The 13,562-nt window shown below is 69.5% G+C and carries 10 protein-coding genes and 1 pseudogene; 4 read left to right on the top strand and 7 right to left on the bottom strand.

The features are described 5' to 3' along the window. Positions 1–130 precede the first annotated feature (130 nt). Complete coding sequence (locus CTZ28_RS34055; protein WP_121893590.1) at positions 131–2,305, top strand: aminoglycoside phosphotransferase family protein; 2,175 nt, start codon at positions 131–133, stop codon at positions 2,303–2,305. Positions 2,306–2,377: 72 nt separating this feature from the next. Next, positions 2,378–2,761 (top strand): annotated as a pseudogene (locus tag CTZ28_RS34050) (HAD domain-containing protein); the annotation flags it as partial. A 73-nt stretch (positions 2,762–2,834) separates the two neighbouring features. Here the strand turns inward: CTZ28_RS34050 and CTZ28_RS34045 are convergent. The 3 genes from CTZ28_RS34045 to sigJ all read right to left on the bottom strand — a co-directional run bounded on the left by CTZ28_RS34045 (position 2,835) and on the right by sigJ (position 6,011). After that, positions 2,835–3,731 carry an RNA polymerase sigma-70 factor gene (locus CTZ28_RS34045; protein WP_121893589.1) on the bottom strand — a complete coding sequence of 299 codons (897 nt, stop codon included), beginning with the start codon at positions 3,729–3,731 and terminating at the stop codon, positions 2,835–2,837. A gap of 58 nt (positions 3,732–3,789) precedes the next feature. Further along, complete coding sequence (locus tag CTZ28_RS34040) at positions 3,790–4,980, bottom strand: NAD(P)/FAD-dependent oxidoreductase (protein WP_121893588.1); 1,191 nt, start codon at positions 4,978–4,980, stop codon at positions 3,790–3,792. 107 nt (positions 4,981–5,087) lie between these two features. Next, a complete protein-coding gene (gene sigJ / locus CTZ28_RS34035) occupies positions 5,088–6,011 on the bottom strand; it encodes an RNA polymerase sigma factor SigJ (RefSeq protein ID WP_121893587.1) in 924 nt (307 codons plus the stop codon). 193 nt (positions 6,012–6,204) lie between these two features. On the opposite strand from sigJ, the gene CTZ28_RS34030 reads away from it, so the two are divergent. Next, positions 6,205–6,720 (top strand): carboxymuconolactone decarboxylase family protein, encoded by a 516-nt coding sequence (locus CTZ28_RS34030; protein ID WP_121893586.1) that lies wholly within the window; start codon positions 6,205–6,207, stop codon positions 6,718–6,720. Positions 6,721–7,024: 304 nt separating this feature from the next. On the opposite strand, the gene CTZ28_RS34025 is transcribed toward CTZ28_RS34030, so the two are convergent. Further along, positions 7,025–8,113, bottom strand: a complete 1,089-nt coding sequence (locus CTZ28_RS34025) for a protein kinase family protein (RefSeq protein ID WP_259471931.1) — start codon at positions 8,111–8,113, stop codon at positions 7,025–7,027. 422 nt (positions 8,114–8,535) lie between these two features. On the opposite strand from CTZ28_RS34025, the gene CTZ28_RS34020 reads away from it, so the two are divergent. Further along, entirely contained in the window at positions 8,536–9,294 is a 759-nt protein-coding gene (locus CTZ28_RS34020; RefSeq protein ID WP_121893585.1) for a TnsA-like heteromeric transposase endonuclease subunit, read from the top strand. A gap of 529 nt (positions 9,295–9,823) precedes the next feature. Here CTZ28_RS34020 and CTZ28_RS34010 read toward each other — a convergent pair. Genes CTZ28_RS34010 through CTZ28_RS34000 form a run of 3 tightly spaced genes read right to left on the bottom strand, consistent with a single transcriptional unit; the run spans position 9,824 to position 13,028 of the window. Next, on the bottom strand, positions 9,824–11,296 hold the full coding sequence (locus CTZ28_RS34010) for a hypothetical protein (protein WP_121893584.1): 1,473 nt from the start codon (positions 11,294–11,296) through the stop codon (positions 9,824–9,826). After that, positions 11,293–12,681 (bottom strand): KGGVGR-motif variant AAA ATPase, encoded by a 1,389-nt coding sequence (locus CTZ28_RS34005; RefSeq protein WP_259471930.1) that lies wholly within the window; start codon positions 12,679–12,681, stop codon positions 11,293–11,295. The genes CTZ28_RS34010 and CTZ28_RS34005 overlap by 4 nt, the downstream gene beginning before the upstream one ends. Beyond that, positions 12,678–13,028: a hypothetical protein gene (locus tag CTZ28_RS34000; protein WP_147481233.1), complete on the bottom strand. Its 351-nt coding sequence runs from the start codon at positions 13,026–13,028 to the stop codon at positions 12,678–12,680. The genes CTZ28_RS34005 and CTZ28_RS34000 overlap by 4 nt, the downstream gene beginning before the upstream one ends. Positions 13,029–13,562: the final 534 nt, after the last annotated feature.

Here is a 13,562-nt window from a genome sequence, read left to right as displayed (position 1 = left end):
CTCAACGAGAAGCGTGGCACCCCAACCACCCGTTGTGAGTACTCACGTCTGACTCCGGTCGTGCCTGATAGCACCCGCAATTACTGTTTGGCATACCTTTCTCTTTCTTGCGAGTCACCCGGAGCGGCCAGTGGGCGCACCTCCTCTTCCCCATCGGCACTTCGGGGAAAGCGCCAGATCCGACGCCATCGGCGTCTTCGTGGACCGGGCCGCGGACCTGGGACAGGCGAGCAGCGGGCACCACAACCAGAACTACGTCCTGCCGCTGGCCGAGGACGTGTCGCTGCTGCTGGGGCGCGAGGCCGGCACCTCCGTGACCGTACGGATCCGCCGCGCCGACGCGCTGCCCGTGGTGATCAGGACCTGGCAGGACGAGGCGGAGATCCTGGGCGCGCTGCGGGGCATCCTGCCGCACGTACCGGAGTGCCTCGCCAAGGGCGACGGCTACGCCCTGCACAGCTATGTCGAGGGCATTCCCCTGTCCAGCGTGTGCGACAACGGCAAACCGGTCGACGCCCTGCTCATCAAGGCGCTGGTCGGCCTGCTCGCCCAGATGGCCCAGGTACGGCGCGAGGTGCTGCCCCCGCTGCCGGCGGTCTGGCCGCGCAACGACAAGGACAGCCAGGGCTTCCTGCAGACGCTGGCGCACCTGGCGGACCGCCAGATCAGGCAGCCCAATTGGCGGGAATTCGGTGGGCTGCTCACCGCGCTGGGCATTCCGGAGGACGCCCTGATTCGGTTGGCCGAGCGGGTTCCCGCCATGGCCCGGCGGCCGTACAGCCTGCTCCACGCCGATCTGCACCGCGACAACCTGATCATGTCGTACAGCGGGCTCCCGCCGCTCATCTGCGTCGACTGGGAGCTGGCGACCTACGGCGACCCCCTGCACGATCTCGCCACGCACCTCGTGCGCATGCAGTACCCGGCCCATCAGTGGGGCGAGGTGATCGACGCCTGGGCGGACGCCATGCGGCTGATCCGCCCGGCCGCCGTCAACGGCCTGGGCAAGGACCTGCGCCACTACATCGCCTTCGAACGGGCGCAGTCCGTCTACCCGGACGTGATGCGGGCCGCCGACCGGCTCCAGGGCACGTCCGACCAGAAGAGCCTGGACGACGCGACGACCGCGGTGCGCCGCGCCCTGGAGGCGGCGGCCGAACCGCTCAGGCTCCGCAACGTGCCGGGCGAGCTGGAGATCGAGCGGATCCTCTTCCGCTGGCGGGCCGCCAGGAACGGCGGCCTCGGCCTGTCCGCCAAGGTCAGTGACTGGAACCCCGACCTGCGGGCGCCGGAGCACCCCGACTTCCCCCGTTCGGCCGTGCGTCCGGCCCTGTTCGCGGAGGGCGCCGCGTCGGCCAGCCGTGTCTTCAAGGGGACCGGCCACCTCAATTCGGTGGTGCGGGTGCCGGGCATCGACTTCCCCGTCGTGGTGCGGCGCAAGGTGGCCAACGTCTGCCGGCGCGAGCGCGGCTTCCTGAGCGAGCACGCCGTCCTGCGGGCCATCGAACTGTCCCGGGTCGGGGTGTCCGCACCGAAGTTCCTCGCCCTGGGAACCGGTTACCAGGGCGAGCGGTTCGCCATCCACACCTACGAGGGGCCGCGCAGGGCCGACCAGCCCCCCAACCACCCGGTGCACGGACTGCTGCCGCACGAGGCGGACCGGCTCGTGGACCAGCTCGGCGCGCTGACACAGGTGAACTACAAGGCGCTCGACCCGGCCGCGGGCGAGGGCCGGTTCTACAGCTGGCTGTGCGACCAACTCGTGCTCCTGGTGGGGGAGTTGCCGAAGGCGTCGCAGCAGCTCGCCCGGCTGCTCGGGCTGCCCGACGCCGACCGGCTCCGGCAGATCCTGGCCCGGCACACGGTGAGCCACCGGGAGCCCGCCCTGCTGCACGGCGACCTGAACCCCTGGAACCTGGTCCGCCGGGAGGACGCGCTGGCGCTCACCCTCATCGACTGGGAGATGGCGGTCGTCGGCGACCCGCTCTACGACCTGGTCCGGCACATGCATCTCACCCCGACCCGGCCGGAGATCCGCGACCGTATGTTCCGCCGCTGGGAGGAGCGGCTGCCCGAGCGGCACACCGTCGACTGGCTGCGGGACTGGCGGGTCTACCGGTGGATCGAGATCGTACGGTCGGCCTATGTGGACCTCGACCGCCTGGTGACCGGCGCGAGCCTGGACGCCCCCAACGTCCGCCGGGCCGTGGACTCGTACGCCATGACACTGGCGGCGGCGACCGGCTCCCTGGGCCTCCCGACCCGCGCCACCGCAAACCCCTACCTGGCCCGCGCCCTGGCCTGAGAGCCTGGCGCGGCCGGGGGAGCCGCGCGGTGCCCCTCGCCGGGGCCGGGCCGCATACCCGATCCTGGGGTGATGCTGCTCTTCCTCGACATCGACGGGACGCTGCTCCCGTTCGGGGCGTCCGGCCCGTACCCCGAGTACGAGCCGGACACCACGCTGCCGGGGTCCGGGCCGCCGGGGTCCGCCGCCGGGCATCCGCTGCTGGCCCGCATCGATCCCCGGCTCGGCCCCCGCCTCGCGGCCCTCGGCTGCGAGCTGGTCTGGGCCACCACCTGGATGGACGACGCGAACACCTGCGTCTCGCCCTGGCTCGGACTGCCCCCGCTGCCGGTGGTCGAATGGCCCGACGAGGACGAGCCGTCCGCGCTGCTGCACTGGAAGACCCGGCCCCTGGTCGACTGGGCGGACGGCCGGCCCTTCGTCTGGGTCGACGACGAGATCACCGAGGCCGACCGGGCACCGCGACGGCCTGACGGGTGAGGTGATCCGGCTCGCCCGATGCCCAGGCGGCCAGTTGCGCCACCGGTGTTCAGCGCAGGGTGAGGGGGGTTTCTGAGGTGATATGGGTCAGTTTTTCCGGGTTGCGGACGTAGTAGAGGCCGGTGATGCGGGTGTCCTCGACCCGGATCGCGATGACGCCGTCGAGTTCGCCGTTCACGCGCACGAGGAGCCCCGGGTTGCCGTTGACCACGGTCGGGTCGCAGGTGACCGTGACGCCGGCCCTGCCGACGCCGCCGACGATGAAACGGGCCACCTTGTCGGCGCCGACGGTCGGCCGCGGCGCGGCCCTCTTGATGCCTCCGCCGTCGCTGACCAGGACGACATCCGGCGCGAGCACATCGAGGAAGCCCTGGAGATCCCCGGTTTCGAGCGCCCGCCGGAAGGAGTCCAAAGCCGCCCGGGCGGCGCTCGGGGAGACCACGTTGCGCGGGCGCCGGGCGTCGACGTGCTTGCGGGCGCGGTGGGCGATCTGGTGGACGGCCGCGGGGCTCTTGTCGACGGCGGCGGCGATCTCGTCGTAGCCGACGCCGAAGGCCTCGCGCAGCACGAAGACGGCGCGCTCGGTCGGCGACAGCGTTTCGAGGACGAGCATCAGCGCCATCGACAGGTTCTCGGCGAGCTCGACGTCCTCGGCCACGTCCGGCGCGGTGAGCAGCGGCTCGGGCAGCCAGGGGCCGACGTACGCCTCCCTGCGGCGCTTCACGGTGCGCAGCCGGTTGAGGGACTGCCGGGTGGTGATCCGGACCAGGTAGGCGCGCTGGTCGCGCACCTGCTCCCGGTCGGCCTCGGCCCAGCGCAGCCAGGTCTCCTGGAGGACGTCCTCCGCGTCGGCCGCCGACCCGAGCATCTCGTACGCGACGGTGAAGAGCAGACTGCGGTGGGCGAGGAAGGCCTCGGTCGCCGGATCGGCGGCGTGCTCGCTCATGGTCCTCATTCGTGAGTAGGTGGTTCAGGGCTGGGGCCGGGGCAGGGCCGCCGGACCGTCAGGCAGGGGTGGCCGGCGCCTTGTCGCGCTCGGCCCGCAGCCGGTGCGCGCGCTCGGCGTCCTTCGCCCACCAGGTGCGCACACCGGGTTTGCGTGCCTCGTACCGCAGCTGCCAGACGGTGCTCCTGCACACGAACTCCTTGAGCCTCGCGCCCGGTCGGCCGCCGACGTAGAACTTGATCGCGGTGTCGTCCTTGTGCGCGAACTGGAAGATGCCGGCGCGACGCCCCAGGCTGATGCACTGGCCGGCGAACCCCACGCTGATGGGCGCGGGCTGCTTGCCCGCGATCCGGCTGAGCACCGTCTCGGCGGCCTGCGGGCCCAGTTGAACCGCGGACTGGCAGCCCATCCGGAACGGCAGGTCCGACGGCGCCGCCGCGTCACCGGCCGCGACGACGCGCGCGTCGTCCACGCTCGTCAGGGTCTCGTCCGTGCGCAGCCGGCCGTCGGCGTCGGTGCTCAGACCGCTGCGCGCGGCCAGGTCCGGCACGCCGAACCCGGCGGTCCAGATGGTCACCGCGCTCGGCACCGTACGGCCGCCACCCAGCTGGACGGCATCCCGCGACACCGCCGTCACCTCGGTGCCGGGGCCGTCGAGCACGGTCACCCCGAGCCCGGCCAGCCGCTCGGCGACCGAGCGCCGGCCGCGAGGGTGCAGGTACGGGCCGAGCGGCCCGCCGCAGACCAGGGTCACGGTGCGGCCCTCCTCCGCCAGTTCGGCGGCGGTCTCGATGCCGCTCGGACCGGCCCCGACCACCGTCACCGCGGCCGTCGCGGGCGCGCCGTCGAGGACCGGCCGCAGCCGCTGCGCCTCCTCCAGGCCGGCGATCGGGTAGGCGAACTCGGCCGCTCCCGGCACGCGTGGCGCGGCGCTGTTGCTGCCCACCGCGTAGATCAGGTAGTCGTAGCCGACCGTGCCGCCGCTCGCCAACGTCACGCTGCGCTCGGCCGCGTCGATCCGGGTCACGGCGTCGACCACCAGCCGGACGCCGCCGGCCAGGATCCTCCGGTAGTCGACGACCGCGTCGTCGGACCCGCCCACCAGCTGGTGCAGACGGATCCGCTCGACGAAGTCCGGGCGCGGGTTGATCAGGGTCACTGTCACGTCGTCGCGCTGCGTCAGGCGGTTGGCCGCCATGACACCGGCGTATCCGCCACCGATCACGATCACCTCGGTGTTCCCCACCATGACGTCTCCTCCGTTTCTCGAGCCTCGCCCTCAAGACACCACCCGGCCGGCCGACCTGACATCGTGTGACACGGATCACTCCGGCGTCGCATCCGGAGCTGTCGGGGTCATGCCGCGGTGACCGCCGCCCAGGACCGGAGCTTCTCGGGGTTGCGCATCGCCCAGAGGTGCCGGATGCGGTCGCCGGCGATGTCGAAGGAGTACACCGTGACGATGGCACCGCCCTGGTGGCCGACCAGGCCGGGCTGCCCGTTGACGGTGCGCTCGAGGAGCGTCGTCCCGGACAGCCGTCCGGTGAGGCGGACCAGGTGGCGGGCGATCTCCTCGCTGCCCCGGAGCGTGCGGCGCAGGGTGCTCACCAGGCCGCCGCCGTCGCCGACCGCCGTGGCCGCCGGGTCCAGCAGGCCGACGAGGGCGTCGATGTCGTGGGACTCCCAGGCCCGTTTGAGTTCCCTGACGACGGCGGCGTCCCGGGCCGTCGGAGCGGAGCGCGCCTGCGCGCCGCGGACCCGGCGGCGGGCCGCGGACGCCAGCTGGCGGCATGCGGCCGGTGTACGGCCGACGATCCGGGCCACCTCGGCGAAGGGGTACCGGAAGACGTCGTGGAGGACGAAGACGACGCGCTGGGCCGGGGACATCGAGTCCAGGACCACCAGAAAGGCCATGCCGACCGACTCGTCGAGGGTGACCCGGTCGGCCGGGTCGCAGGCGATGCCGGCCGCCCGCCCGCCGTTCCACTCCGTCGGGTCGGGCAGCGGCTCCGGGAGCCACTCGCCCACATAGCGCTCCCGCCGTGCCCGTGCGGAGCCGAGCTGATTGAGGCAGATGCGACTGGCCACCGTCGTCAGCCAGGCGCCGGGGGACTCGACGGCCTCCCGCTCCCGGCCGGGCAGGGCGTACCAGCGGGCATACGCCTCCTGGACGGCGTCCTCGGCGTCGGCCAGCGAGCCGAGCATCCGGTAGGCGATGTCGATCAGTTGCCGGCGTTCACCTGTGACCGGCGCGAATTCCTGCGTGGATCGGGTGGACATGGTTCCGCGGGCTCCTTCCGTGGCGTCCGAGCTCATGACTCCGACGGGACGGCGCGGCCGTCTGTGACATACGACGGCGAGGCCCCGCCTCACAATCCGGGGCGCTGCGTTGTCGGACCGGTGGAACGACGCCCGGAACGCGGGTCACCCCGCCGACCGGGCACCGCCGAGCACGTGAAGGAGCGACTCCGCCATGACCACCCACACCGGCGACACGGCCTCCCGGCAGGACGGGATCAGGTCGCGTCTGCCCGACCTCACCAGGCTCTACCCCGACCTGGCGGCCCTCTCCGGGGCCGTGCGCAAGGCCGTCCGCAACGGCCCGGTTCCGCAGACCACCATCACCCTGATGCTGCTGCGCGCCGCGCAGATCGTCGGCAGCACCTACCACTGTGTCGCGATGACGGACGGCCTCCGCAGGGCCGGGGAGGAGGAGCGGCGCATCACCGCCGTGGCGACATGGCAGGACGCCCCCTACTTCACCGACGCCGAACGCGTCGCGCTGGAACTCGCGGAGGCCGTCCTCACCCCGAACCCGTTCGGGGAGCGCGTCTCCGACGAGCTGTTCGCCAGGGCGGCCCGCCACTACGACGACGAGGCGATCTGGCACCTCACCATGGCACTGGGCCACCTGGGCCTGTTCACCCCGGTCGCCCTCATCGGCAAGCCGATCCCCGGCAGACCCCCGGGAAAGAACTACATCGGGTGACATCCGGCCTACGCCGGTTTCATGACGGGCCGGTTCGGTGAGCGCGCCGGCGGTCCGGACCGGTCGTCCACGGGGCGCCCGCGCGTGCTCCCTTCACAGACGGCGGACGCGCCAGCTGACCCGGCGTCATTTGGTTGGCGGCAGCGAGGCGGGTGCGCTGGGAACCCGCGCACCGATGACCCAGCCTCGAACTCCACCGAAACTGCATCAGCCAATGGCAGCGGGACCGAGAAGGCAGAACGGGACCGAACCCCTCACCCAGGTGATCTGCCGGAGAACCTCACTGGACAAGCTGAGTGCCTGCTCAGACGCGACGCGACCTGTCTGCATGGAGGGCCCGGAGGAGTGCCTTCAACGGGTACGGGGTCTCCCTGTTCTCGTCCTGGACCTTGCCGTAGAAGTCCGTCATCACTGCGGCGAGCGGTGCATGGCGGGAGAGGATCGCCCTGGCCTTTTGCGGTCCGTCCGGCGGGTCCTCTCCTTCCGCGCACGCGCGGACAAGTGCCTCGAGTTCTTTCCGCTCGTATCCGTACAGCTTCGTGATCAGCCTGTTCACCAGCCAGCTGCGCGTGTAGCAGCGATCGTAGGTCCTGTGCAGTTCGAAGAAGCTGGTCTCGGACGGTGACAGATCGAACTGGGAGGAGACGGCGAGGCCGTAGTCGGCGAAGTAAAGGCGTCGGCCGTCGACCAGGATGTTCTGAAAATGGGCGTCGAAGTGCAGAAGCCCGCGAGCATTCATGAAGGACGTGCCGGCCTCCAACTCGCCCTCCACCAGAGAACAAGCCCGGTCGGCAGACTCTTCACCAGCCTGTACCTGCTTGGTGAGCCACTCGTCGAGCGTCTGAGGGATGTATTCCAGGAACAGCGCGATGCTCGCAGAGGACTGTCGAAGGGCCTCGATACGACGGCGCACCTCCGGCCTGCCTCCCCAATAGGCCACGACCCGCTCGATGTCCGCGAGTTCCTCGGGAAGTGCGGCCGTGTCCGGCAGCACGCGCCAGTGGTACATCATCGGGAACCCTTGGTACTGCCCACCGAGTACCCAGTTCGTCGTCATGGTGTGAACGGCGAGCTCCCGCCATGCCCCGAAACCAGGCCCCCCACCGACGCCGTACTGGCAGAAGGTGGGAATTCCGAACAGGTTGGCCGTGGATCGTGCGTGCTCCGGCAGCCGCTCCATGTCCGTGAGCGGCACCCGCTTCACGAAGACCGGCTTCCCGTCGACGTCCAGCAGTGCAGACCTCCCACCGATACCGGAGCCAAGGGGTATGGCGGTGTCCACGAGCTCGCCCAGCCGGCGATCACTCTGCAGGGCGAGGGAGGTGGAGACTGTGCCATAGGCGGCCAATCGTGCGCTTTCCGGCATATCGCGATGTATGGCCGCTACCTGCATGGAATGCCGACCTCGTTTCCACCGTGTACGCGAGTGTCCACCGAGTGCTGCCCGCGCACTGTACGCGAACGCTGACGGGCCGGGCAGGGAGTGCCTCAGCCGCCTGACGTCCGTAGGGCAACCTGCGAGAGACCTCTGTGACTCGCAACGGTAGTTGTCACCGGTAGCGTTCGCTGAGCTGCGGCGTCCCTCCGGGATCGCAGCGCTTTCTGTCACCGAATGCGCGCGATTGCTGTCACTTCCGGGCTGTTCTCAATCGTGTTGTCACCAGCTCCGGAGAACTGCTCCCTGCCCGCTGGTCGGGGCGGTTCTCTGACGATGTGGACGAAGTACGTTTCTGCGTACGGCCCGCTGGCGGGGTAGGAGCCTTGGGCGGGGGCCTGTGGTCGCACAGGTGCAGGTGGGAGGAACTGCTCGTTCCGGTGTCCGTGGCGCCCGGCCGGAGCGGGCTGGATCTCGGGCCGGAGTGGACTCGCCGCTGGACGGCGACTTGGCGGACAGCGGGCGACGAGGTGTCGTGCACTGTGAGGGACTTGGCCCACACACGTATCGCAGACGCTACGCCGATGCGGTGGTTCTCCTGGCGGCGGACCCAACGTCACCGCCCTGATCTTCAGTTTCTCGTCAGCACGGGCCGTCATCACGGGACAGAGAGCCTGGAGGAGGCCCGCCTGCTGCTGGCCCTCGACTTCGCGGCCAACTTGGTCGACGTGGTGTCGCAGCCCATGCGGCTTTGGTTCGATACCGCGACCGGTCGCCGCAGGCATATCCCGGACTTTCTCGCGGTGCCCCACACCGGCGCTTGGCTGATCGACGTACGGCCGTGGGCGTTGATCGAGCCGAAGGACCTGGAGGCGTTCGCTGCGGCTGCCGAGGTCGCGCTGGTCTGCGGCTGGCACTACGTGGTTGCGGCGGGGTGGAAGAAAAACGTCACGGCCACGGTGGACGTGTTCTCCACCCAGCGGCGAGCCCTGTCTGACCCGCTCGCGCTGCGGCCGCGCTTGTTGGCAGCAGCCCAGGATGGCGGGACATTCGGCGAACTCGCAGATGCGGCGCCGTTTCCACCCCTGGCCAGGGCCCAGCTTCTGCATTTGCTCTGGCACCGGCAGCTCGGTATCGATCTGAGCCAGCCGTTCGGGGACCGTTCCGTCGTGGTCCATCCGCAGGGAGGGGAGCGGTGAGGGCGGCTGGGGTCCTGGACTTGTCTCCTGGAGCGGCTCTGGTGGTGGACGGCACGGAGTGGACCGTCGAGCGCCGCGAGCCGGAGCTGGGTCGGGTCCAGCTGGTCCGGCACGACGGTGCCCGGCAGCGGGTGAGCTTCCATTTTCTGGCCAACCATCCCAGTTGCCGCTCATAGTCCACGACCTCGGCCCGGGGAGCGGACCGGGGCCGTCAGCCAAAGACCCTGCGGGATCTGGAGCCGGGGCGTCGGGAGCTCGCCGCATCCAGGCTGGCGCACCTGCTGGAAGTGGAGACGGGTTTTCGTAGTGGTGATCCTCTGCGGGCCGCGCCTGTCGTGCCGGGGCAGATACCTCAGCAGGTCGCGCTTCGCCTTGAGGTACCCGGCCTTCAACTGCGCGACCACGTCCGTCTCGTGCAACGAGCACAGGCCGAGGAGACACGCTTCGACCGAAGACCGGGCCAGCTGGACTGGCGCCTCCCTGACCCCGGCCAGCGCCGCCCTGCGAGTCTGGTTCATCGTGCTGTGGCCTATCCCGAGACCCTAGGTACCCCTCCCTTGCGGCCGATGTTAAAAGCGATGCGGTACACGTCTGGTAGGTCGATGCGATCGTCGCGGCGGCGGCGCATCACGCCGAGAACGATCAGCTCATCGATCAGGCGATTCGGGTCGTCCGGGTAGCGGGGGCCGGTGCGGACGAGGGTGTCCTCCTCACCTCCCACCTCGGAACGCTCGGCCTCCTTGCGTAGAACGTCAGACAGTCGTGCCTCGTGCCACAGCTCCGTGACCGTGTCCTGTTCTATGGGGACCTGTCGGCCGGCCAGTGGATCGACGGCCAGCCGTACCCACGGCATGTCCTCGCCGACCTCCCGCACCCGGGTCTCGGATGCGGTCTGCACCCCTCGACGGATGCCTTCGTGGTGCAGGGCGTACTCATAGCCCGCGTACGTGCCGCGTGTCTCGGCGACCGCCTTGTTCAGGGCGCTGAGGAAGCTGCGCGGGCTGACCTGCTCGACGCCGTCCATCAGGTGGTTGGGCAGCCAGGTGTACGTGTTGCCCTTGCGGTAGTTGGCGCCCATGTAGGGGCCGGCGATCTGCGCGAACTGCTCGGCCTGGGAACTCTCGTCGCCTCTGAGTAGGGCGGGCGGGATGTGGCGGCGGCCGAAGGAGTCGGTCTCCCAGCCGCCTGTGAGGCTGCGGAAGTGCTCCGCGTACTCGCTGTTGTGGTTGCCCATGTAGTGGAAGAGCAGCCCGTACAGGTTGGCGTTGGACCAGGTCAGGCTGGCGGCGTTGGCCGTGAGCTTGGAAGCGTCCGGGAAGTGGAGGAGCGCGCCGTCGAACATGTCGGGGCGGATGAACACCTTGCAGCGGATATTGCGGGTACCCAGGCGCATGGCGAGAGCGAGCTCCAGGATGCCGCCGACGAGGCGGTCGGCCTGGGCGCGGACCCGATGGAGATGTTCCAGCGCATCGAAGATGACCAGGTGAGTGGTGCCGTACTGCTGTGCCTCCCGGTCGGCCTGCTGCACTGTGCGTTCGGCCGCGCCAGGATTGGCACGCACCCAGGTGACTCGGTCGCGCCACTCGGGGAGGTCGTGCAGCTCAGCCTGGCCAAGGGCCGTCAGCAGTACGGCGTACCACAGGTCGTAGGGCCGCACGCCCTCCTCCACGAGCTGCCGCAAGACGCCCGTACCCGGGTACAGGTCCGGCTCGACGGCCGCCCCGTATCCGGGAGAGACAGTGAGCCGGCGCAGTCGCTCGATGCCGTACTCCTCGGCGGCGACCTCCCGCAGAGTTTCGTCGAGCAGCGAGCGGTACCAGAATGTTTTGCCGACGCCCCGCCCGCCGCGCACCACGGTGCTGTCGACGTAAAGCGCCACGCGGTGACTGTCCGGGGTGAACAGGGTGTGCAGGTTCGGAAGGAGCGTGTCGGCGTCTGTCGCCTCGGGCAGCGCTGCGGAGAGCAGCTCGCGGTATTCATGGGCGCCCAGTGCGGTCGTCATCGCGGTCCTTCGTCGCTCTGCGGGTCGGCGGTGATCAGGAGGGTTGCGGTGGCCAGGAAGTCACGGTACGCGGCCTGCACGAAGGCACGATCCTGCCAGCCTGGTGCGCTATCTGCATCCAGACCGACCAGGCCGGGCTCGAACAAAATAGGGATCGGGTGGTGCGGGGCCGAGTCATCCTCCAGGGACGGAGAGAAAGCGCCCGGGGCGAGCCGGCCAGTCTCCGGCTCCGGCACGTCGTCGTCATATAGGACAGAGAAGCAACCCCAGGAGTGCTCGCGGAACGACTCCAGATAAGCGCCCATTGGGCGCTGCGGTGATTCCGGGACCATGGAAGCGACCATGCGGAGCTTCTCTCGGATTGCGCGGGCCTGCCCGGAAGCGTGCCAGGCCGCGAACAGGTCACCGTAGCCGACCCAAGTCTGACGGTTGTCCGCGCCGAAAAGCAGGGCGAGGTCGCACAGGCGGGAGATGGCGACAGCGGCGATGTCGTGGATGCCGGCCCGGCTATCGAGGAGGACCACGTTCGGGCGGCGACCGCTTTCGCCCTCGCGGACCACGGCGTCCTCGCAGGCACGGACCGCGGCAGCCAGGCGGTCGGCGAAGTCCATGCCGGGAATATCGGCGTACACCCGGTTGAGTTTGTCGACATAGGAGTAGGGGACTTCCTGGGTGTCTCGGCCGCGGGCCGGAGCCACCCAAAGTTCGCCTTGACCCGTACGCGGTGCGTATCCGGTCGGGGCCACCAGTTCCAGGTCGTCCGCGTTGTTCACAGCGGACTCGACGAGCTGGTCGACGATGCCGTGGCGAGGCATCAGCGCCCCAGCGGCGAGGAGCGGGCCGGCGCCCGGAGACTCCAGGTCGAGGTCCACGACGAGGACGACGTGGCCCTGGTCGGCGAGGTGGCGGGCGAGGATTGCGGTGGCTGTGGTTCGGCCGACGCCGCCCTTGAAGCCGTACAAGGCGGTGCGGTGGGTGCGTGAGCCGTCGGTCTCGACAGTTGGGGTGGACACCTGGGCCCAGTCCTCCCCGACCACTGTGTTGTCCAGGAGACGGACGCCGCCGTGCCCGTCGACTGGCGGGTGCAGCGGGTCCGACTGAGTGCGCTCGGAGTCGAGCAGGTCATCGGCTGAGAACAGCGACGAGGCGAGAAGTAGAGGTCTGTCGGCGGCATACCGTTGCAAGTCTGCGGTCAGACGTTCACTCCAGGCAATTGCTTGGGCGGCCAGCACGTCTTTCTCGCGGTCGTCGACTAGGAGCGCGAAGCGGCCCAGCACGTCCCGTACAAGCAGCACGTCCATGCCCTCGGCGGCTACGTCGTGGGCGATCGTCAGGGCTCGGGGACGGGCGTCGTCGAACCGGACGGGGACATGAGGCAGGTTCACTGGAGCCTTCCGGTGATCAGGGCTTGCTCGTGCAGGCCGAGGATCTCTTGCGCCACGGTACGCCGCTGCGACACGTCGGCTTCGGCGACAGCGGTCCCGTCGAGGTAGCGCTGGTGGACCGACCACGAGTCGAAGGCGCTGAGGTTGCCGAGTGCGGCTGATAACCGTGCCGCAGACCGGCCGTGCGTCAGCAGGGAGACATCGGCGGTGACCCACGGCAGATGGCCGTACTCGTGGCTCACCTTGCCCGTGACCGGATCAGGCACCCAGGGGGCATTCGCCGGGGGCTTTCCTTGTCTCTTGGGGGCCATGGTGGCGGCCGTGAACCTGAGAAGCAGGCTCTTCAACGCGCACTCCACCGCGAAGCCTAGGTGGTAGTCAGCGTTGGGCAGGCGGCCGCCGTCCTGGAGGTAGACAGCGTCCTTGTAGTGCCGCTCGGCGGCGTGAGCGTAGTGATGCTCAGCCGAAGTCGCTGGCGAAGTTCCCGACGACGTTCCTGAAGTCCCTGACACGCAAGGGATCATAGGGTGAGGTTCGCTAGAACGGCCGCGTCCGAACGTTGCTCACCTCTTCTTGAACACGTCCTTCAAATAGAGCCCGTCCAACACCGTCGACTCGAACAGCAGGTCCACCACCTCAACGGGTTGGCCCATTGAGGGCGGGAGCCGTACTCGGGTCCTCTGTGCGTAGTAGCACCCACCCATCGATCGTCGTCACGGACAGTACGAAGCTGGGGCCATCAGCCCGCCAAACGAGGTGGTGACAACACGCGCTGGAAGGTGACATCTATCGCTGGAAGTCACGACCTCGCTGCGCAACAGGGTGGTGCACTTTTGCAAGCGGGTGCTTGCAATTGTTAGCGGGGGTGGGGCAAGGTGGAG

This window comes from Streptomyces shenzhenensis, from assembly GCF_003688995.1.
GTDB classification, from domain to species: domain Bacteria; phylum Actinomycetota; class Actinomycetes; order Streptomycetales; family Streptomycetaceae; genus Streptomyces; species Streptomyces shenzhenensis_A.
The sequence above is the reverse complement of the archived record's forward strand: the minus strand, read 5'-3'. Positions and strand labels throughout refer to the sequence as shown.

Excerpts from the sequence above, each read along its gene's own strand:
- sigJ (WP_121893587.1), bottom strand. The coding sequence starts at position 6,011 with ATGTCCACCCGATCCACGCAGGAATTCGCGCCGGTCACAGGTGAACGC.
- CTZ28_RS34030 (WP_121893586.1), top strand. The coding sequence starts at position 6,205 with ATGACCACCCACACCGGCGACACGGCCTCCCGGCAGGACGGGATCAGG.
- CTZ28_RS34045 (WP_121893589.1), bottom strand. The coding sequence starts at position 3,731 with ATGAGCGAGCACGCCGCCGATCCGGCGACCGAGGCCTTCCTCGCCCAC.
- CTZ28_RS34010 (WP_121893584.1), bottom strand. The coding sequence starts at position 11,296 with ATGACGACCGCACTGGGCGCCCATGAATACCGCGAGCTGCTCTCCGCA.
- CTZ28_RS34025 (WP_259471931.1), bottom strand. The coding sequence starts at position 8,113 with ATGCAGGTAGCGGCCATACATCGCGATATGCCGGAAAGCGCACGATTG.
- CTZ28_RS34040 (WP_121893588.1), bottom strand. The coding sequence starts at position 4,980 with ATGGTGGGGAACACCGAGGTGATCGTGATCGGTGGCGGATACGCCGGT.